Annotated in this window: 18 protein-coding genes and 1 pseudogene; 5 read left to right on the plus strand and 14 right to left on the minus strand. The window is 52.4% G+C overall.

Translation table 11 applies throughout. The annotated features are described in order from the left end of the window. Window positions 1-77 precede the first annotated feature (77 nt). From ACO0K9_RS11350 to ACO0K9_RS11365, 4 genes are all read right to left on the minus strand, one after another. On the minus strand, window positions 78-305 hold the full coding sequence (locus ACO0K9_RS11350; protein ID WP_422984862.1) for a hypothetical protein: 228 nt from the start codon (window positions 303-305) through the stop codon (window positions 78-80). A gap of 178 nt (window positions 306-483) precedes the next feature. After that, a complete protein-coding gene (locus ACO0K9_RS11355) occupies window positions 484-2130 on the minus strand; it encodes a GGDEF domain-containing protein (protein ID WP_422984864.1) in 1647 nt (548 codons plus the stop codon). Window positions 2131-2268: 138 nt separating this feature from the next. Further along, entirely contained in the window at window positions 2269-2478 is a 210-nt protein-coding gene (locus ACO0K9_RS11360; protein ID WP_422984866.1) for a hypothetical protein, read from the minus strand. Between the two features lie 100 nt (window positions 2479-2578). Beyond that, window positions 2579-4297, minus strand: coding sequence for a M14 family zinc carboxypeptidase (locus tag ACO0K9_RS11365; RefSeq protein WP_422984868.1), 1719 nt, complete (start codon window positions 4295-4297; stop codon window positions 2579-2581). Window positions 4298-4514: 217 nt separating this feature from the next. On the opposite strand from ACO0K9_RS11365, the gene ACO0K9_RS11370 reads away from it, so the two are divergent. Further along, window positions 4515-5660, plus strand: coding sequence for a threonine aldolase family protein (locus tag ACO0K9_RS11370; protein ID WP_422984870.1), 1146 nt, complete (start codon window positions 4515-4517; stop codon window positions 5658-5660). Between the two features lie 144 nt (window positions 5661-5804). Beyond that, window positions 5805-6089 (plus strand): annotated as a pseudogene (locus tag ACO0K9_RS11375) (hypothetical protein); the annotation flags it as partial. A 170-nt stretch (window positions 6090-6259) separates the two neighbouring features. Here the strand turns inward: ACO0K9_RS11375 and ACO0K9_RS11380 are convergent. Both ACO0K9_RS11380 and ACO0K9_RS11385 read right to left on the minus strand, forming a co-directional pair. After that, entirely contained in the window at window positions 6260-7684 is a 1425-nt protein-coding gene (locus ACO0K9_RS11380; RefSeq protein ID WP_422984872.1) for an ATP-binding protein, read from the minus strand. Beyond that, complete coding sequence (locus tag ACO0K9_RS11385; protein ID WP_422984874.1) at window positions 7681-8367, minus strand: response regulator transcription factor; 687 nt, start codon at window positions 8365-8367, stop codon at window positions 7681-7683. Before ACO0K9_RS11385 ends, ACO0K9_RS11380 begins: the two co-directional genes overlap by 4 nt. Window positions 8368-8513: 146 nt before the next feature. Between ACO0K9_RS11385 and ACO0K9_RS11390 the strand changes: the two genes are divergently transcribed. Beyond that, window positions 8514-9674, plus strand: coding sequence for a hypothetical protein (locus ACO0K9_RS11390; RefSeq protein WP_422984876.1), 1161 nt, complete (start codon window positions 8514-8516; stop codon window positions 9672-9674). 85 nt (window positions 9675-9759) lie between these two features. Here ACO0K9_RS11390 and ACO0K9_RS11395 read toward each other — a convergent pair whose 3' ends face one another. The 8 genes from ACO0K9_RS11395 to ACO0K9_RS11430 all read right to left on the minus strand — a co-directional run bounded on the left by ACO0K9_RS11395 (window position 9760) and on the right by ACO0K9_RS11430 (window position 17658). After that, the gene (locus ACO0K9_RS11395; protein WP_422984878.1) at window positions 9760-11052 is read right to left on the minus strand and encodes an acetamidase/formamidase family protein; all 1293 of its coding nucleotides are present in this window, start codon (window positions 11050-11052) and stop codon (window positions 9760-9762) included. Window positions 11053-11209: 157 nt separating this feature from the next. Beyond that, a complete protein-coding gene (locus ACO0K9_RS11400) occupies window positions 11210-11785 on the minus strand; it encodes a nucleotidyltransferase family protein (RefSeq protein ID WP_422984880.1) in 576 nt (191 codons plus the stop codon). A gap of 48 nt (window positions 11786-11833) precedes the next feature. After that, window positions 11834-13207: a TAXI family TRAP transporter solute-binding subunit gene (locus tag ACO0K9_RS11405; protein WP_422984882.1), complete on the minus strand. Its 1374-nt coding sequence runs from the start codon at window positions 13205-13207 to the stop codon at window positions 11834-11836. Next, complete coding sequence (locus ACO0K9_RS11410; RefSeq protein ID WP_422984884.1) at window positions 13194-14000, minus strand: competence/damage-inducible protein A; 807 nt, start codon at window positions 13998-14000, stop codon at window positions 13194-13196. Before ACO0K9_RS11410 ends, ACO0K9_RS11405 begins: the two co-directional genes overlap by 14 nt. A gap of 68 nt (window positions 14001-14068) precedes the next feature. Then, a complete protein-coding gene (locus ACO0K9_RS11415) occupies window positions 14069-14887 on the minus strand; it encodes an EI24 domain-containing protein (RefSeq protein WP_422984886.1) in 819 nt (272 codons plus the stop codon). Further along, window positions 14884-15864: a sterol desaturase family protein gene (locus ACO0K9_RS11420; RefSeq protein WP_422984888.1), complete on the minus strand. Its 981-nt coding sequence runs from the start codon at window positions 15862-15864 to the stop codon at window positions 14884-14886. The genes ACO0K9_RS11415 and ACO0K9_RS11420 overlap by 4 nt, the downstream gene beginning before the upstream one ends. Beyond that, on the minus strand, window positions 15864-16649 hold the full coding sequence (locus ACO0K9_RS11425; protein ID WP_422985264.1) for a polysaccharide deacetylase family protein: 786 nt from the start codon (window positions 16647-16649) through the stop codon (window positions 15864-15866). The genes ACO0K9_RS11420 and ACO0K9_RS11425 overlap by 1 nt, the downstream gene beginning before the upstream one ends. Before the next feature lie 34 nt (window positions 16650-16683). Further along, window positions 16684-17658: a cytochrome D1 domain-containing protein gene (locus ACO0K9_RS11430; protein WP_422984890.1), complete on the minus strand. Its 975-nt coding sequence runs from the start codon at window positions 17656-17658 to the stop codon at window positions 16684-16686. Between the two features lie 521 nt (window positions 17659-18179). Between ACO0K9_RS11430 and ACO0K9_RS11435 the strand changes: the two genes are divergently transcribed. Next, window positions 18180-18536 carry an FKBP-type peptidyl-prolyl cis-trans isomerase gene (locus ACO0K9_RS11435; protein WP_422984892.1) on the plus strand — a complete coding sequence of 119 codons (357 nt, stop codon included), beginning with the start codon at window positions 18180-18182 and terminating at the stop codon, window positions 18534-18536. A 28-nt stretch (window positions 18537-18564) separates the two neighbouring features. Further along, complete coding sequence (locus ACO0K9_RS11440) at window positions 18565-19005, plus strand: fosfomycin resistance glutathione transferase (protein ID WP_422984894.1); 441 nt, start codon at window positions 18565-18567, stop codon at window positions 19003-19005. Window positions 19006-19074 lie beyond the last annotated feature (69 nt).

Raw genomic sequence — 19074 nt, forward strand, 5'->3', positions numbered from 1 at the left:
AAGCAGCTTCTGCCTCGCTCATTTTTTTGACTATTTTCTTTGCAGCTTTTCTTCAGTGAAAGAAAACAACAGAACTGTCACCAGCCGACAACGGCCTCCTCCTCAAAACGCATCCTGCTATCACCCAGATCGAAAGAAGTTCCTGTCGTATCCAATGAATCGAAATTCTTGAACGGGATATCCAGGAAAGCAAAAATCTCTTTTCTATCCTGCTTCAACAAAACCGCTTGTTCATCAACCGATAAATCAACATCGCAGGTCGCCTGTTGCGGCTTCTGCCTGTTGAAGCTTCCTTTTATAAGCATGTATCAGAGCCGCATTTATTTGCATCTGAAGCATACAAAAAATCCATGCGCCTGGACATACCATTTTCCGTGCCGGGCAAAGCATGTGGCGATATCGTCATCAAGAATTCTATACCACTTTTTCAAGCAGTAAATCACCTATTTTTTTACAATATTTAACGTTTGGTATTGCGGATAACTAGCGATACACCGTCACGCAGTTACGCCCTTCTGCCTTGGAATTGTACAAAGCCTTGTCTGCCGCTTCCAGTGTGGACTCAAAGCTTGATAAGCCATTACTGTCTACTGTGGCAACACCAAAACTGGCCGACAGCGGGAAACGATAACCGCTGGGTTCGGTGTCTATCATGGCGATAGCCATGCGACAACGTTCTGCCAGTTGCAAGGCAGATGACTGATTTGAATCAGGCATGCAGATACCAAACTCTTCACCGCCCAGACGCCCGAACAAATCTTCTTTGCGCAAATGGGTCTTGATGGTTTCGCATACATTCTTCAACACCCAGTCGCCGGTGGCGTGGCCAAAAGAATCATTAATATTCTTGAACAAATCCATATCAAACAAAATGATGCTCATGCTGCCAGTACGCATTTTGAAGGCCTCATTCGATGAGGTCATGAAATGCATGCGGTTGGCAGCCTGGGTCAAACCATCTGTCTGCGAGAATTCACGGAACTGGTTTTTCTGTTGCAGGGTCTTGATCAGCCACAAAATCATCAACACCATGATGATGGCGACGAGGATGATGACCAGCCATAAATTCTGGTTACTTTTCTTTTCCAGCTCACGCTCAACGGCGAGGATTTTATTTTTCTGTTCCAGCAGGCTCAATTGATTGGCTTTATCCTGGGTATCAAATTTAACGCGCTGAAAAGCCAGGTTTTTATGCAACTGGTCATCCAGAACACGGTTTTTCAATGCCAGTGCCGTTTCAAAATATTCCAGTGAACCGGCAAATTGCCCTTGTGCACGCTTGATGCTGGCCATGGTCTCGGCGGTTTTTTCCATGATCTGAACGGCACTGCCAGATTTGGCATGCTGGTAGGCTTGCAGGCCATAGCGTTCGGCCTGTTCCAGGTTGTCGGTATGCAGAAAGGCGCGAGCCATCGCTTCTTCCAGCATGGTCAGGTAATCCGAGCTTTGGGTAGTTTTGGAAAATTCGGTCAACAAGGCCAGACCGGCACCTTTACCCTGTTGATAATTGCCAGAATCAATCAGGTCTATGCAAGCCAGTGTCTGCAACAAAAGCGCGAAAAAATTTCGCCCCTGGGTTTCACAAACTGAAATGGCTTCTGGCAAAAGTGATCTTGCCTTTTGTCGCTCACCTTTCAGGAAGTTGATTTCCACCAGATCCCCCATGCCTACGCACCTTGAGCTACTTTTGTCGAGATCAACATCCAAGGCCAACATGCGGTCGGCATAGACCAGTGCTTCGTCATAGGCGCGCAGGGAATTAAGCAAGGTAATCGCTGCCTGCAGTGTATCCACCTTGGCAATCTGATTCGTTAATTTTGGCAGCAGGATGATGCTTTCATTGATGGCCACCAATGCTTTTTCATATTCGCCCAGGCTGGTATAGCCAGAAGATAACTGATAAAGAAAACGCACGCGGAAATCGGGGTCTTTGACAAAATTCAAACGTGATTCGACCAGTTCGACACGTTCTTTATGGCGCCCTTTGTAGCCATACGCGGAAGCAGAAAGCAAGTAAAAGCGGTTTCTTTGTGCTTCGCTAAACGTCGGTTCCAGTTCGTTTAAACGGCTGATCGTGGTGGATACGACATCGGGCGCATTTCTGATTTCCTGCGCCAATTGGGTGAGCATTCCATCCACGTTATCAGATTCGCGTGCAGCAACTTGCACACTTGCGCAAAGTCCGGTAACAAGCAAGATGGCCGTGAAAAATTTTAACTTCAAGCCTGAAATCATCGCTTATACCGGAGAATTGTTTCAACTACGTTATTAATATTCAATCGAATCAAGAGCCGGAAGATCTTCAGAAGAAATTCCCAGCAATCCGGCAACCGCCTCTTTGTCACCAGAGATAACGGCAGCTTGTTCTTCACTCGTCAGACCAAAACTGCCCATGGCAGTGGCCGGGTCACTTCTGTGCGCTGCAAGTGCAGCACTATCTTTATCCAGCGTATTCAAGTATTCAAGCAACTTAGACATGTTGATTCACCTTCCATTTAACTTCGTGGGTTAAGAAACGAGGGTAATGCCATGAAGATTCTATTATGATTCTGTAAAAGTTGTAACAAATTTCAAGCATTTATGCCATCAGACGCAACACGGGGTAACGGCACCATTCGGGTTCATGGAAGCGCTGGCAAGCCTGAAAAATAAAATCCAGCACGGCTTGTTGATTATCAAGCAAGCCAGGGTGGGCCAGTTTCCATTGCTCAAACGCCTGTTTTACCGCTGGCTCGGTGGCGAGAATCTCACTGGCGGTGTCTTCAAACACATAGTCGGAATAGGCTTCCTTCTTTTCCAGCACGCTGTTGAAAAAACCCCAGCGGAAGAAGCTGTCATGCGCCTGAGGCTCCAGGGTTTCGACGATGTAACGGGCCTTATCCTGCTCCAGCGGCACCACATAATCACCGGCATGCGCTGCCATGTTGCGCGTCACCGCCTGTAATTTCACCTCATCATGGAACAGATGGCCTTCATACGCATGCGGGCGTGATGTAACGGAAAGTATCTGATACACCTCGGCCTGCAGGCTGCTGTCTTGTTCCAGCCTGTGCATCTGCACGCCGTTCCATTGCAGGCGTTCGATCACGGCACGCCAGGCTTGCGGTATCAGGTAGGCTTTTGCCTGCTGTACGCTGATGTCGGCAATGAAGCGATCATAATAAGCAATCGGTTTTTCCCACGGCTGGCTGCGGTCATACGCCAGGCGCTGGTAGCTGCCTAATATACTGGGGATATATACGGCCTTATAACCCTTGAATAAAAACTGTGACTGCCGGCTGTGATCTGCTGCCCAGTGCACAGCCACCTGCTGTGGTTGACTGGCCGCCTGACGTGCTCTGGCGCGCAAATCCTGTATCTGCGCAGCATGGGCGACGGTGAAGGCCAATACGCTTTCCACCAGCGCCCGCATGGATGCATAGCGGTCGGCAAAGGGTTTCAGCATATGGGTTTCGGGCATGAAACCGATGGTGTGGTGCAGGGCAGCATAGCCGGTGGAAAAACGCGGCGTTTCCAGAAAATCTTCTATGCCATGATCCGGGCTGTCCTGGACCGGATTCACATACGGGCAGGTGGGCCAGCCACGCTGTTGCATGTCGGCATAAATGGCTGGCAACATGGTATCGCGCAAGAACGGCCCCAGACCATAGCCCAGTTTGTCGGCCTGGGTTTGTATCAGGGTCATGGTGTAATGGTAATCGGCACCATTCGAGGTATGGGTATCGACCATGACATCCGGGCTCCATTCGCTGAAGAAGCGGTTGAATACCTGGGCATTTTCGCTATCGCATTTGATGAAGTCGCGGTTCAGATCCAGGTGCAGGCTATTGCCACGAAAGCCGAATTGTTCTGGCCCATCCTGATTCACGCGTGAGGTATTCTGACGGTTCACACTGCCGTCGACGTTATACACAGGGACAAACAAAAAGACGGTTTGCCCCAATGCCGCCAGGCGTTCAGGCTGCGTGCAGAAATCACGCACCAGAGCCATGCAGGCATCAATGCCTTCCGGCTCACCCGGATGGATGCCATTGTTATTGAAAAACACCGGGCGCTGTTCTTGCCTGATGCGATCGCAGTCAAACACGCCATCGGCAGTCACCACACCTGCATGAATCGGGCGGCCGCCATCGGATACACCAATTTGCGAAAACTGCAGCACGGCGGGAAACTGCGCCGCCAGGTGTTGATAAAACGCGATACAGTCTTCCCAGCTTGTGGTCTGGTTTTGGTTGCCGGCTTCATACGGTGTAATGAAACTGGCAGGACTGTTGGCATTCACTGATTGAGATGACATAAGCGGGGCAAACTCTAAAATAGTTGATGAATAGTTGATGGCCAGATTTTATCTCACAAGTAGCCTTGCTGGCGTGGCATACTCAGGTTGGATTGAAACATTTTGCATCGCTTATTTGCGTCGCTTATTTGCGTCGCTTATTTGCCTCAAATACTGTGCCTCAAATACCGTGCATCAAATACTGTGCATCAATTAATGAATTGCGGGAGACCCCATCTTGACCGACGCCGACATTCTGGCCTTGCGCCTGAGCTGCCACACCACACTTCCCGGCCATCAGTACCAAACCCCGGCCCAGACTTTTGCCCGCATGGCAGCCTGGTGCGAGCAACATCAGGTCCAGCATGACAGCTATGGTGAAGGTGAACTGCTACAGGCATTTGAACAAAAAGTCGCCACGTTGCTGGGCATGGAAGCCGGCCTGTTCTGCATGACCGGTACCATGACCCAGGTCACCGCCTTGCGACTGGCCTGCGAAGAAAGAGGTAGCGACCTGGTCGCCTTGCATGCCAGCTCACATATCCTGCAACATGAAAAAAGCAATTACCAGTTGCTGCGGCATTTCAATGCACTGCAGATCGGCAACCCGCACCGCCCCTGGTTACTGAAAGACTTGCAAGCCGTGCCGGAAAAACTGGCAGCAGCACAATATGAATTACCGATGCGAGAAATCGGTGGGCAATTACCACCGTGGGAAGAACTGGAAGCCATCAAATCCTGGTGTCTTGAAAACGAAATCCACCTGCATATGGATGGTGCCCGTCTGTGGGAAGCCGCCGCCGGATACGGACGCAGTCTGGCCGATGTCGCGCGTGGATTTGAAACTGCCTATGTCTCGTTCTACAAAGGTATAGGCGGACTGGGTGGTGCCATGTTACTGGGCAAGGCAGAATTCATCGCCAGGGCAAAAGTGTGGATGCACAGGCAAGGCGGCAGCATCTTCCGGCGCAGCCCTTATGTGGTGTCGGCAGCCATGCAGTTTGATGACAGACTGGCCGCCCTGCCCGCCTGCTTTGCCCGCACGCAATGGCTGTTTGAAACCTTGCGCGACTATCCCTCATTCAAGACCAATCCGGCCCTGCCCCAATGCAATATGCTGCATCTGTATCTGCCCGTTGACCGGGAAACCGCCATCACCATCCGCAACCGTATCGCACAAGAACACGGAATATGGTTATTCAATAATGCCGTCCACACGGCCCTGCCAGGACAATGCATGTTTGAATGGTATGTGGGTGACAATTTACTAGCGATGGACGATGCCACAGTCAGGCGCGCATTGAGTTTGCTGGCTGATGCATTGATAACTGCGGGATTGACAACTTCCACATTAACAACTGCCACATTGATAACTAGAGCTTGATGCTTGGCCCTGTGTTAGTTATCGCACATACAGGTCATTAATTCTTCTTTAATCTTCTATTCATTATTTCATGTTTTCTTAATAAGCATGAATGAGCATCAGGTCGAATCGCCTGTTTACAATCTCAACTATGAAGGAAGAAAAATGGTCAATTTAATCAATCTGAAATCAGACAAGTTCAAGTACGATCCCAATCATTTATTTGATGCTTTGATAAAACGTCTGCATTTAAAAAACGACGCGGCCTTGTCCCGCCTATTGGAAGTGGCACCACCGGTGATCAGCAAAATCCGTCATCACCGCCTGCCTATCGGGGCATCGCTGTTGATCAGCATGCATGAAATCAGCGGCCTCAGCATCAAGGACTTGCGCGCTCTGATGGGCGACAAGAGAGAAAACTTCCGGATTACTGATACGCAACTGAAACCGATACTTGCAAATCAATCATTGGCCAACACGGAACGTGCTTCATCCGCGAATACGGAACGTACTTCATCAACCAACACAGAACATGTTTCAGCAACGAATACAAGACGTACTGTCAGTCATCAATATTGACTGGTCCTGGCGTAGTGCTGCACTCTGCGTGCAACACGACACTAGCATTTCGGAAAAACCAGCGTCAGCCGCGCGCCAGGGAATTCGCTGCGGGCCTCGCCATTGTCTATCTCCACATGGCCGCCGTGCAGTTCGATAATGGTCTTGATGATGACCGCCCCCAGTCCGAGGGAAATGCCGGATTGCCTGCTGGGTAAGCCGGCGAACATCAGCCGCGTATCGCGCCTTTGTCCGAAGCGCGAAATACCGTCTGTAGAGATACCGGGGCCATCGTCTTCCACCACCAGTTCCAGCGTGTCGGCGACAGCCTGCAGCCGTATGCGTACCCTGCTTTGTGCATACCGGGCAGCATTGTCAAACACATTGCGCAATAGCCGGGATATCAGATAGGTATCGCCATTGATATAGCCAGTCTGCGCGCAGCTGGCATCGATCTGCAATTCAAAAGCGATGGCTGCTTCAGTCTGCTGCTGATTATGCTGATGATGGACTGCATGCCCGGTTTCAGCTTTCAGCAAGTCGCACAGATCCAGGCTGGTGGCCTGGTTACGGTAACGCGGTTCATCAATATTGGCGATAAAGAACAGATCATCGATCAGCCGGGTAAAATAATCCAGTTCACTTGTGACGACGTTGAAAAATTCCTGCCGCTCCTGCTGTTCCATATCATCGCCATGCACGGTCAGGGTATCAATCGCCGTGCGCAGGCTGGTCAGCGGGGTGCGCAAATCGTGCCCCAGTTCCTGCAATAATTCACGCCGTGTTTTTTCGATTGCCTGCAATTGCATCACCAGGCGCTGTATTTCATCGGCCATGACATTGAAGTGCTGCATCAAACCACCGATAGCATCCAGCCGGCCAGATGTAAACCGCGCCGTCAAATCGCCCGCTTCCATGCTTTGGATAACCTGCCGTGCTTCGGCAGAACGGCCACGCAGATACAGGGTCAGCAATAACAGCCCCAATAAAATGGCGGCCACCAGGGTCAGTACAAACAAGATGACCATGGTCTGAAAGGCACCCCGGGCTGGGGTACCAGGATTGTGAATCAACAGATAAACCGGCTCCGATGCCTGCAGACGTACGATTGCAGAAGCCGTATTGCCCGAAAAGAAACGCCCGCGCGCCATTACTTCATGAATGGCATCCGGCTTTTTACGTTCCAGCAAACTGGCAGGTGGTTTTTCCCCGGCGACACTGCTGGCCAGCACCTGATTATCGGCATTGACTACCCACATTTCCAGTTGGATGGCCGGTGATTCGCTGCGATACGTCTGCACCCTGCGCAAGCCCTCGGCATAGTCATGGCCTTCGACGATACGGGCGATGAACAGGTACATGCTGCGCTGTACTTCATCACCGGGCCGGGTTGTCACTTCCCTGATCATCCACAAATAAACCTGACTCAGCACCACGGAGAAAAATAGGCTGATCACCAAAAACCGTAACCACAGGGGACGACTCATGCAGACTCCAGTTTATAACCTACGCCATAGATGGCGACGATGCGTTCGACGGCACCGGCATCTTTCAATTTGCGACGCAAATGACTGAGGTGCGAATCAATAGTGCGGTCGTAAATGATATTGCTGTCTTCAAACTGATCCAGTATCTGTTGACGCGTAATGGCATCACCGTTGGCACGCACCAGCAACATCAGTACATCATATTCTTTCTTGCCAAGTTGCAGTGACGTACCGGCAGCATTCACGGTACGACGCTGAATATCCATCTGGATAGTACCAAAGCAAATCACTGCACGGCTTGCCGTATCTGACGGGCGACGCGTCAACAAGCGTCGCATGCGGGCGCTGACTTCACGCAAGCCACAGGGCTTGCGTATGTAATCATCCGCCCCGCCCTCTATGCTGGCGACCACAGCACTTTCATCAGACCGTGCTGACAACATCAGTATGGGCGTATCAGGATGCAGTTCACGCAATTGGCGACATAAAACGATGCCATCACCATCGGGCAGGCCGACATCCAACAGTATCAATTCAAATGCCTGCTGTTGCAGAAACTGCATGGCCGCAGCGATGCTGGCCGCATGACTGAGTACAAAACCCTCATAACGCAAACCCATGCTCAAGGTACGGGCGATCATGGGATCGTCTTCGACAAACAGGACTTGGGTCGCAGGAATCATGGGCGTTGATACAAGTAGTAACAAAGAATTTCCCTTCATTTTGCCATAGTGCTGATTACGGTGACTGCTTCCATCAAAATTACAGAATTGCTGATTACAGTAGCTACAAGATTTCACCCACGCTTTTGTTGCTACTGGAGATGACCATGACCTACCCTTCTTTTTCTTCTATGTTGACCGTCACTGCCATAGCGACTGCCTCCAGCCTGCTGAGCGCCTGCGGCGGCGGATCTGGCAGTAGCAACGCCGCTGCACCACCGGTGGTATCGGGCACTACGGGCACTACGGGCACTACGGGCACTACCAGCACTACGGGCAGTACCGGTACAACAGGTACAACGGGTACAACGGGTGGCACCACCAGCGTCAGCCCCCACATTGCTGCTGCGATTGCCGCCGCCAAAACGGCTGCCAGCACAGATCCGCTGTGCAGCGCTGACAAGCTCGGTGATTTTTACTGGGAAATCGGCAATGCGACGGATAGCACGCCTGTGGCATCCGGCTCGCAAGGTGCTGGCAGTGTCACGGCAACGACGTATTTCAATATCGCGTCTGCATCGAAGTGGATATTTGGTGCCTATGTGCTGGAAAAGAAAGGCATAGACCAGGTACGTAGCAATACATCAATCAGCAATGGCTTGCGTTTTATGTCTGGCTATACCGGCCTGGATGAAGACGCTTGTGTAGGTAAAACAACGATCAATGCCTGCTTTATCGCCGGTATGGACCGCACCAGCGGCAAGACCAGCCAGCCAGATCCCACTACTGTCAACCAGTTTGACTATGACGGTGGGCATGACCAGAAACTGGCCAGCGTTGATATGGGCCTGGGTAATTTTACTGCCGCCCAGCTCGATACGGAATACCAAAACACCATGGGACTCAGCAAGGGTTTCAACATGGCACCGCTAGACCCGCTGATGGCTGGTGGCATGATGGGCAGCGCCACTGACTATGCCCTTTTCCTGAAAAAAATCATGAAACAGGAATTGGAAATCGGTCGCTACCTGGGCGACCAGGCTGTGTGTACACTGCCATCAGCCTGCCCCGGCAAAGTGGCGTATTCACCCATACTGGCGCTGAACGAACCCTGGACGTACTCCTATAACCACTGGGTAGAATCCGAACAGGGCAAGGGCAGCATCGATGCCTATTCCAGCCCTGGCAAATGGGGTTTCTACCCCTGGGTTTCACCTGACAGAAAATACTACGGCATCGTGTCGCGCCACGACAAGGACACCGGTGCCTATGCCGCCTCAGTCAAATGCGGGCGGCAGATACGCAAGGCGTTCATGAATGCGCTTTAGGCCTTGCGTTTGATCAGCATAGTCCGGTCAGATCATGTCAGGGCAAAAAATCAAGCCAGGCTATCGGGTATCGCCTGTTGTTGATTTACTTGCGGCGCAAGGTGGCCAGCACGGTCTTGTCGAGTTTTGCTGCCACACCGACACTGCGCCCGGCCAGATTGGGAATACTGAAATGGAGGGCGCTGCCAAATAGCTGGGCACATTCAGACAGGCTGAGTCCATAATCCTGTTGCAGCCACTGCACCATGCCGTTGGTGGCGACCCGCAGGGCATCGTCCAGTGAACCGGCCTGACCCAGCACCATGATCTGCGTGGGTGACTCTACCCTGGGTGTCGCAACAGCTTTGCCTTTGATAACCTCGACGCTAAATTCCACGTCCATCGAGGTTTCCAGCGCATATTGCGAGGTCTCGCCATCACCTTGCAAGGCATGGGCATCACCCAGGTAGAGCAAGGCCCCAGGCTGCTGCACCGGCAGGTAGACGGTATTGCCTTCAACCACTTCATTAAAATCCATATTGCCGCCAAAACGGCCTGTGTCACCAGTAGAAATGGGTGGTGAGCCATCGCCAGGTGCCACTGCCAGGCCACCCAGCATGGGTCGGACCGGCAGACTCAGCATACGCAAGCCTTCGGTCGGCTGTTCCGGGCTGGCGAGACCACGTTGACGATCCAGCTTCCAGCGCACCGGCTTACCCAGATTGCCGGCTTTGGCTGCCAGGCCAGGCCCCATTGCCCTGCCGACGATGCTGTCCAGGCTGTCGGCATAATCACGGTTCAGGCGCAGACGTTTCAGATGGATTACCAGGGTATCGCCCGGCTCGGCCGTAGCCACATAAAATGGACCAGTCTGCGGGTTGCCATACAAGGCTTTGGTGACACCATGTTCATCGACGCCACCAGAATCGATGGTCTTGGTGCGTACCGAATCACCAGGCCAAACCGTCAGCACCGGCAAGCGATGCGGGCTGAATTCATTCGAATAGTCTATCGGCTGGAAGTCGTAGACGCGCGCCGGCCCCGCAGGGCGCTCAGGCAGCCGACGGGCGCTGAAAGTATGGCTGGCCCTGGCCTGTGGATTGTTCGTATCGGGAAAGTCTGCCACACCCTGCATCGCATCCTGGCCCACCGTGCCGCTGTAGGTGTAGCTGGCTTTATCCTTGTCCGTCACACTAAAGCGAATACGGCCCGCACTGCGGGTGCCGGTCAGGCTGTCACCATCGAGTTGCCCGCTGATGACATTGCCTGCCGCTTTCAGGGTCATGGCCTGGTAAGAAATATTGCCCCAGCGATCTAGCTGCAATAACCATTGTTCTTCGCCTGCCGCCAGCACAAAACCGGGTATCAGGGCTATCAACAGCAGCGCTACTCTCAACATGGGTTTTCCTATCGCAAAAGAATATGCAGGGCATTCTATATGTACAGGGCAGTCATATCGCATTGAATGCGATGAAATGCACATTGCAACGACCGGATCGCAAAATTACAGACACAGATGATCAGAGACTGCATCTGAAGCTGAATCTGAAGCTGAATCAGAGACTTGTTGACGCGCTGATCATCTCACCCTGATCTGTCCTCAGCCACGGCCAGCGGCTTTGATATGACGCGGCCTTTTTCTCAAACAGATCGCGGTAAGGCGTCAGGGGATTCATCGTCAGGATGCCGTCGTACAGCAGGGCCAGGCCGTTTGGCGCGTAGATAGCATCCGGGCGTATGCCGACACAGGTGGCGGGGATAAGGAAGCGGTCGATACCATCGCAAGCGCACGCCAGTGCATCATAAGGATGGCCAAAGTAAGATGCATACCAGAGATGGACGCGCGCCTGGTTGCATGCTTCGACCGTAATTCCCAGATCGCCCAGCACCTCGTCGACACGCGCCTGCACGTTTTGTTCTGCTGCCTCACTCAGATCACTGGCATCGTAATAAAACAGGTCATAGTCCTTGATGTCCGCTTCTGGCGCGCGGCCAGCCTGTTTGTTCCAGATGGTCTGGAACAAACACCCGGCAACTAACCAGCCATCGGCAAGTGCCAGGGCATCCCAACGCTCTAGGATGACGCTATTATTGCGGTTGCCAAGAACCTCAGTCAGGAAACGGTTTTGCATGAAATAAAGTAGAGGATAGAAGGAAGTAAAATAATGGAATTCCTTCCATCAAGGCGCTGCCGATGCTGCCGATGCTGCCGATGCTGCCGGCACCGCCCCTGCTTTCAGCATCGCTTCTACCCGTGCGCGCACGAAGTTGATGTGGCTGCGCAGGCCATACAGTTCTTCGGCATACGACAGTGGTATGGTGATGCGGTTGACCTTTTCTTCGATTTCATCAAGGTGACGTAATTGCGCGGTGGCCACGGCCTGCAATTCTGCCGGGGCCACGCTTTCTATCGATTGTTCGACCAGTCGCAATTGACCATACCAGCGGTAGATACGTGAGCGTATGCGCCATACATACAGGGGCGGAATTATTTTTGACAAGGGCAGGAACAGCGCGCCGAGTGCCACCAGTACTACCCACATGCGTTCAAAGAAATTGGCGACCCAGAATGTCAGGTAACGCTGCAACATGGGTGGGCCGTTTTTATAGAATTTTTCGGCTTCCCTTGCCACCGGGATTTCGGTGTATTTATCTGATGGAAATTCGCCCTGCTTGCTGAACCAGTCTGCCCCGCTATGTATGCGCCGTGCAGCCTGCAACAGCAAGCTGATCATGGCGGGGTGCAGGCTTTCATGGGCGACCAGAGTGGCAGTGGGTGCGATCAGGTGGTAGTCGCGAGCCGGGATGTCGCGGCCTATATCGACGATGCCGCGCGGTAGCACCACATGCGACAAAAACGGGAAGCGCCGGGTATAGGCTTCGGCCTGGACAAAATCAAACAGGCGTATGCCGGGCGTCTGCAACAGCATTTGCACCAGCGGTGAATCGCTGGCAGAACTGAAGATCAACACATCGACTGTGCCGTCGAGCAAGGCGACCGTCCCTGGTGTATCGGCCAATTTTTGTATACTGACATCAGCTGTGGTCATGCCATTGACGTCTAATATCTGGTCAAATAGGCGGGCAACGCCGGTACCATCGGGGCCGACATTCACGCTCTTGCCCTTGAACTGGCTGATGGTGGTGACTTCTTTGGGGTTGCGGTAAAACACCCAGATCGGTTCATAAAACAGGCTGCCCAAAGAAATCAGGCCGCGTTCCTGCGCCTGTGCTTCATCGGTGGAACCACTGCGGACAAAGCCGACTTCAACCTCGGAATCAGGGTCACTTATACGTGTCAGGTTTTCTTCTGACCCCATCGAGGATTGCTGGCGTAATTCGACCTGGTTCTTGGCCAGCTCTTGTGCATAGCGTTTGGCAAACCGCTCATACGCGCCATTGGCCTGACCGGTAGACATATCGATGACACGCGATGGGGCCGGATCCACCAGCCAGTAACCGACACCGCAGACGATCACCACCATCAGCGTGACCGGGCCAAAGGCGACCAGCAGATCACGCAGATTGAACAGGGTGAATTTAATCTTCCGCATATTTTTGTGGCGTAGGAATATAGTCAGATGTCAGCGTCCGCAAGCCTTCCAGCATGGCGCCATAGGCAACTGCCACCTCTTGCTGGCTACCCTTGACGCCCAGTTCTATATGGCGGCGTTCAGTCGCGCTGCCGACGCTGGGCAGGCTGAAGACCTTGATGCCGGCATAGGTGGCTTCCAGTTCTTCCATCAGGGGTGTCAGTACGGACTCAGCAATTTCATACACCAGCACCGACTTTTCAAATTGCGCATGCTGGTGAAACAAATGAGAAAAATGAGTATCCAGCACCCATTCCAGCATGGGCCAGGCCATGACAGGGAAGCCAGGCACAAAGAAATGATTGTGTATCGAGAAACCGGCGATCTTGTTGAAGGGATTGGGGATGATGGCCGCACCCTGCGGGAATTCACCCATCTTCAGCCTATGCTGGTGATCCGGGGTATTCAGGTCGGCGACTTCGCCTTTTTCTTTGGCGATGTCGATAATGCGTTCCTGTATCAGGAGCTTGGCTTCGGGGTGCAGGACTATCGGTAAATCCAGCGCAGCCGCTGCACACTGACGCGTATGGTCATCTGGTGTGGCACCGATGCCACCGGTGGAAAACACGATGTCACCGCTGGCAAAACTGCGTTTCAGGGTGGCAGTAATGCGCTCGCGGTTGTCGCCTATGTATTCTACCCAGTCCAGTTGCATGCCGCGTGCCTTGAGCAGGGCAATGACCTTGGACATATGCTTGTCTTCGCGTTTGCCGGATAAAATTTCATCCCCGACTATGATCAAACCTATCGCCACAATCCACTCCCCCTGTTATACATGAAGCCTCTATTGTGCGCCAATTTCGATTTGACCGTAACAGTCTGCTATGTCGCGGGCTGTTCCTGTTGTTGGCGTTGTACCTGCAGCGCATCCAGGCAATAATGCTGAAACCATAAACCGGTGAAGACAAACACCAGCACGTAAATCCAGATTGCCACTGCCGCGATGACCGGCAAAAACAACACTGACAAAACGCCACCCAGCCACAGCAAACCCGGCCCCGCACCAAACAGGCCAGCGACAATACCTATCGCCAGCAATGAAGGACGATGCTGTTTCAACAGTGCATCCCTTTCATCGATATCGGCATGCAGTGCCAGGGCATCGTACACCATGACGCGGTAGGTCAGCCAGCCCCACAAAAATGGTTGCAGGATAAGGCTGACTGGCGGTATCAGGGTCAGCGGCAAGGTTAGCAGCCAGATCAGGGCAAAAATGCCGAACGATGAAAATGAATGCAGTAAACTGCCCAACAGGCTGCCGCCGTTTTTTTGTTCCAGCGTCGGGTAATGCCGGCTGCCCACATGCTGGCTGATGGCGGGCATGGCAAACAGGGCGATGCAGACCAGGGAAGTGAAAACCATCAGCGGCAGTAAGACCCACATCGCCACCAGTGGCACCACCATGGTCTTGAAGGCGATCAGGCCCAGCATATTGAGTACACTGCCAGCAGCCTGGAAAGCATTATGCTCACCAAACCAGGCCTGCAGAAAATCCATCAGGCTTTGCATGCCCCACCACATGGCTGCGCCCCACAGCAGCAAGGCTGCAATAAACGGGATAAAGGTCAGCAAGAGCATGCGGTAATGCAATTGCCCTGCCACTGCCCTGCCCCAGGCACGCATGATGGATGCCATGTTCATTGTTTTTGCTCCTTGTCAAACCCTGTCATACGCTTTAAACCCAGCCACTGTTGTGACCAGAAACCTTCGCCGTAGTTGCGGCTATTGCCTTCTGGTGCTGGCAACTGGTCGCGGATGCCGGTCATGGAAAATTCCTTGCTGAACAGGGCCGTGCGAAACAAGACATCCCAGACCGGGAACAATACCGAAAAATTATGCCCGCCCAGCGTCCCCTTGCCACGGGTTTCATGGCCTATACCTATGGCATGGTGGGTACGGTGATAACGCGGCGATACCAGCAGGTATTCACCGATGCGGCCAAAATGGATGCGCACATTGGCATGCTGCAGGCTTTGCAGCATCTGCGATGCCATCACCAGCAGGACATATTGGCCAGGTTCAACGCCGATGACCAGGGCGATCACGCCCATATAGATATCGCGGATGAAATCGTCCAGCAGGTGGTTGCGGTTGTCGCTCCACAAATTCATGTCACGCTGGCTGTGGTGCAGGCTGTGCAAGGCCCACGACCAGTTGAACTGATGTTCGGCACGGTGATACCAGTAATCAAAGAAATCGAGTACGAACAGGTACACAAAAAACAGCAAGACCGGATATTGCAACATGCCCGGCCAGATGTTTTCCAGATTGAAGGGATTCACACCTTGCAGATGCAGCATCGCAGTAGCGCTGTCGAGTAAGGGGTCCAGCACGAAAAAAATCAGGATAGAAAACGCCCCCAGCCGGTGCAAGGCGGTATAGATGAAATCATTCCAGCGGGCATAGCGGTTCTTGATTTCATGCACGGGTATCCATGATTCCAGCGGGCGCAGCACGATAAACAATATAATCAGTTGCAAGACACCGAGGATGAACCATTCGACACCCTCGAAAGAATCTTCAACAAACTCGCCCAGGCCCAGATAAAACATCAGGGGCTGCACTATCGTTTCAAAAATCCAGGCTTGCAGATTTGTGAACAGATCGGAAATAGTCATTATTTTTTCGGTTGATTTAAATTACGGTAAGCAGGATGCTCACGTAGGGTAGCAAAACAAAAGGCTTTTTGCTCAAGCCCGTTAATCAGCGGTTCCAGGTTTTCTGGCGCCCAGGGCTGTTTGCGTGACCAAATGCCCATGTGTGCGACAAAAATATCGCCATCCCTGAGTTGGTCCAGCGCCCGCTTGAGCAGCATGGGGTTGCTATATTTCTCACTTGACAGTTCGTCCCCGGAAAAACCAGCCGGTGCCCAGCCCACATGCTGGTAGCCGCAAGCCTGGCCGGCTTTGAGCAGCACGGGGGTCAGCTTGCCACCGGGCGCACGCCATAAGGGATCAAGCTTTTTGCCGGTCAGTGCTAAAAAACGCTGATCGACACGGCGTAGTTCCTGGCAATAGTCTTGTGCCGTCCATTGCAGGGTCTGCCCGGCCTGTACACCAAATTGCGGTTTGACGGCGATGCGCCCATCGGGCAGATCACCGACCACGTAGACATGGTCGAAAGTATGGGTGCCAAAGGCATGGCCTTCTTCTGCCAGGCTTTTCCAGAACGGTGACCAGCTCATGTCGAGGGAGTAATCGCCCTGTACGGTTTTTTCATTCGCCAAAAAAAATGTCGCCTTGATGTGATGGCGACGCAGGGTAGCAGCAATCAGCTCCGCCTGCGACTGGCTGCCGGTATCAAAGGTCAGGTAGATCGTACCCTTGCAGTTGCCTGCATTGGAGGCAGTGGCAGCATTGGTGGCTGAAGCTGCATTAGTGACAACCGCGGGCAAGGCCAGCATGGCCACCAGGGCCAGGTTCGTGCGCAGCGACAATTTACATATTGCCGGAACGGTTGGCAAAGTACACACCATGTGGGGAACGCCCTACCGGTATCATCTTGATCACCTTGCGGGATGGAATATCAATCACGGCCACCTTTTTGATCCAGCGCAGTGTGGTCCACAGGGTTTTGCCGTCATCGCTGACTTCCATGCAATCCGGTCCGCCCGGTACTTGTATGTTGCCGACCATTTCCAGGGTCTGCTGGTCAAGGATATTGATTTCGTTGGATGTGCGGTTAGAGACAAAGGTATGACGCTTGTCACCCAGGGCGCGGAAATTATGCGTGCCCTCGCCTGCCTTGATTTTCTTGACGGTTTTTTGGGTGCGCCAGTCGATGACTTCGACATAATTGCTGCCCATGATACCGACCAACAGGTATTTATCATCCGGCGTCATGGATATACCCGCTGGCAATTTGCCTACCGGGATAGTCCATTTGACTTTCTGGGTTGCCAGATCAATGGCCGACACCTGGTCGCTGCCCTGCTGGGTAATAAAGACGGTGGTGCTGGCGGCATCAAATGCCATGTGGCTGGGCAACTTGCCCAGAGGCACGCGCTGCACCAGTTTCATGTCCTGGCCATCGTATTTATAAAAATCGACACGGTCCAGACGCAAGGAATTCGACACAAACCATTTCTGGTCAGGTGAAAAGCCGATCTGATAAGGGTCGGCAATGTCTTTCATGCGGCGTTGTATCTGCCCGGTTTTAGGGTCAAGAAATACCAGCTCATTCCCGACTGCATTCGCCACGATCAGGGACTTGTTGTCCGGCGTGGCCATCAGATGATGCGGTTCCTTGCCTACAGGAAAGGTGCTGATTTCTTTATAGCTTGTCTGGTCAAGCAGGCTCACCGTCGCGTCACGTGAATTCAATACCACGACGACATTGGCCTGGACTGAGGATGCTGCAACACTGGAAAGTAAAGAAAACGCCAGAGACGACCACAAAAAACGACTACGCATGAAAGAAGACACCGCAAAAATTAAATTGAACAGGCATTTTACAGCGCTTGACATTAAGGAAAGGGCTTTCCTTTCATTGTTTTTCAGATTTTTCGCTAATTTTGCGTAAAATCAAGCTGCGCCTAGTTGCCGCAAAGAAAAACTGACCAAAACCTAGTAAAAATCAATAGTAAGGGCAGGTATTGAGGACCAGTAGTAAAAAGCAGTAAGCAGTAGTAACAACACCCAACAATTGTATCGCCAGCCACCATGCAAGAAACTTTTGCTCTACAATTGCGCCAGCTTTTTTTGATGAAGGAATTACCTGGCTTGTGGCGCAGTTGTGCCCCATCTATCGCAGCAAACTATTTCTATGCGACAATAGTTTTCGCCTGAAATGACGGTAGCACGCTGCAGCCAGCCAGCACATTCCAGACCAAAAAAACAGGGTAGCAGAAAAAACCCATTCAGCCTGCACCTGAAAACCTAAAATAACAGGCGTTTTAATACGCATAACTACCACGTCTCACCGAGGAAAAACAATGAGCACAATCACAACAGTCAGCGGCCTGCAATATGAAGACAAAGTCGTCGGCGAAGGCGCAGAAGCGCAAGCCGGTCAACATGTCGATGTCCATTACACAGGCTGGTTGCAAAACCCTGATGGCAGCGCAGGTAAAAAATTCGATTCCAGCAAAGACCGCGGCCAACCGTTTTCTTTCCCGCTGGGCGCTGGCCATGTGATCAAAGGCTGGGATGAAGGCGTGCAAGGCATGAAAGTCGGCGGCACCCGCCTGCTGACCATCCCTTCCAGCCTCGGTTATGGCCCACGCGGTGCCGGCGGTGTCATCCCTGGCGGCGCGACGTTGATATTTGAAGTTGATTTGCTGGGCGTTTAATTACCCTGCATCTCCCTGCCCTGACAGCATGACCAATATTGACAAACCCGAACCCAGACCTGGTGTTTCGGGTTTGAACCACCTGACGCTGTCAATATCGAGCCTGGAACGTTCATTTACTTTTTATGTGGACGTTTTAGGCTTAAAACCTGTCGCCAGATGGCAAAACGGTGCCTATCTGCTGGCCGGTGACGACTGGATTTGCCTGTCTGTCGACAGCGACTGCCGCACGCACATCCCCGCTGAATATACCCATACTGCGTTTTCTGTCAGCCCTGAGGCCTATACCACTTTTGCGCAAAAGGCAGGCGCTGGCGAGTTGCAGCCTTGGAAAATCAATAAGAGCGAAGGCGATTCACTGTATTTGCTAGACCCGGACGGTCATAAGCTGGAACTGCATGTGGGCGATTTAGAATCCCGGTTGGCTAGCTTAAGAAACAAGCCTTATGCGGGTTTGATCCTGTATTAACCAGACCCTTATTATCGAATAAGCACCAAGCAAGCAAAAGCCAGGACATGCCTGGCTCTTTTGCAACAA

The sequence above is a fragment of the Undibacterium sp. Ji50W genome (assembly GCF_049340445.1).
Taxonomy (GTDB): Bacteria; Pseudomonadota; Gammaproteobacteria; order Burkholderiales; family Burkholderiaceae_D; genus Undibacterium.

Excerpts from the sequence above, each read along its gene's own strand:
- ACO0K9_RS11380 (WP_422984872.1), bottom strand. The coding sequence starts at position 7,684 with ATGAGTCGTCCCCTGTGGTTACGGTTTTTGGTGATCAGCCTATTTTTC.
- ACO0K9_RS11405 (WP_422984882.1), bottom strand. The coding sequence starts at position 13,207 with ATGCGGAAGATTAAATTCACCCTGTTCAATCTGCGTGATCTGCTGGTC.
- ACO0K9_RS11395 (WP_422984878.1), bottom strand. The coding sequence starts at position 11,052 with ATGTTGAGAGTAGCGCTGCTGTTGATAGCCCTGATACCCGGTTTTGTG.
- ACO0K9_RS11440 (WP_422984894.1), top strand. The coding sequence starts at position 18,565 with ATGACCAATATTGACAAACCCGAACCCAGACCTGGTGTTTCGGGTTTG.
- ACO0K9_RS11350 (WP_422984862.1), bottom strand. The coding sequence starts at position 305 with ATGCTTATAAAAGGAAGCTTCAACAGGCAGAAGCCGCAACAGGCGACC.
- ACO0K9_RS11435 (WP_422984892.1), top strand. The coding sequence starts at position 18,180 with ATGAGCACAATCACAACAGTCAGCGGCCTGCAATATGAAGACAAAGTC.
- ACO0K9_RS11415 (WP_422984886.1), bottom strand. The coding sequence starts at position 14,887 with ATGAACATGGCATCCATCATGCGTGCCTGGGGCAGGGCAGTGGCAGGG.
- ACO0K9_RS11385 (WP_422984874.1), bottom strand. The coding sequence starts at position 8,367 with ATGATTCCTGCGACCCAAGTCCTGTTTGTCGAAGACGATCCCATGATC.
- ACO0K9_RS11420 (WP_422984888.1), bottom strand. The coding sequence starts at position 15,864 with ATGACTATTTCCGATCTGTTCACAAATCTGCAAGCCTGGATTTTTGAA.
- ACO0K9_RS11425 (WP_422985264.1), bottom strand. The coding sequence starts at position 16,649 with ATGCTGGCCTTGCCCGCGGTTGTCACTAATGCAGCTTCAGCCACCAAT.
- ACO0K9_RS11390 (WP_422984876.1), top strand. The coding sequence starts at position 8,514 with ATGACCTACCCTTCTTTTTCTTCTATGTTGACCGTCACTGCCATAGCG.
- ACO0K9_RS11430 (WP_422984890.1), bottom strand. The coding sequence starts at position 17,658 with ATGCGTAGTCGTTTTTTGTGGTCGTCTCTGGCGTTTTCTTTACTTTCC.
- ACO0K9_RS11365 (WP_422984868.1), bottom strand. The coding sequence starts at position 4,297 with ATGTCATCTCAATCAGTGAATGCCAACAGTCCTGCCAGTTTCATTACA.
- ACO0K9_RS11400 (WP_422984880.1), bottom strand. The coding sequence starts at position 11,785 with ATGCAAAACCGTTTCCTGACTGAGGTTCTTGGCAACCGCAATAATAGC.
- ACO0K9_RS11355 (WP_422984864.1), bottom strand. The coding sequence starts at position 2,130 with ATGCTCACCCAATTGGCGCAGGAAATCAGAAATGCGCCCGATGTCGTA.
- ACO0K9_RS11360 (WP_422984866.1), bottom strand. The coding sequence starts at position 2,478 with ATGTCTAAGTTGCTTGAATACTTGAATACGCTGGATAAAGATAGTGCT.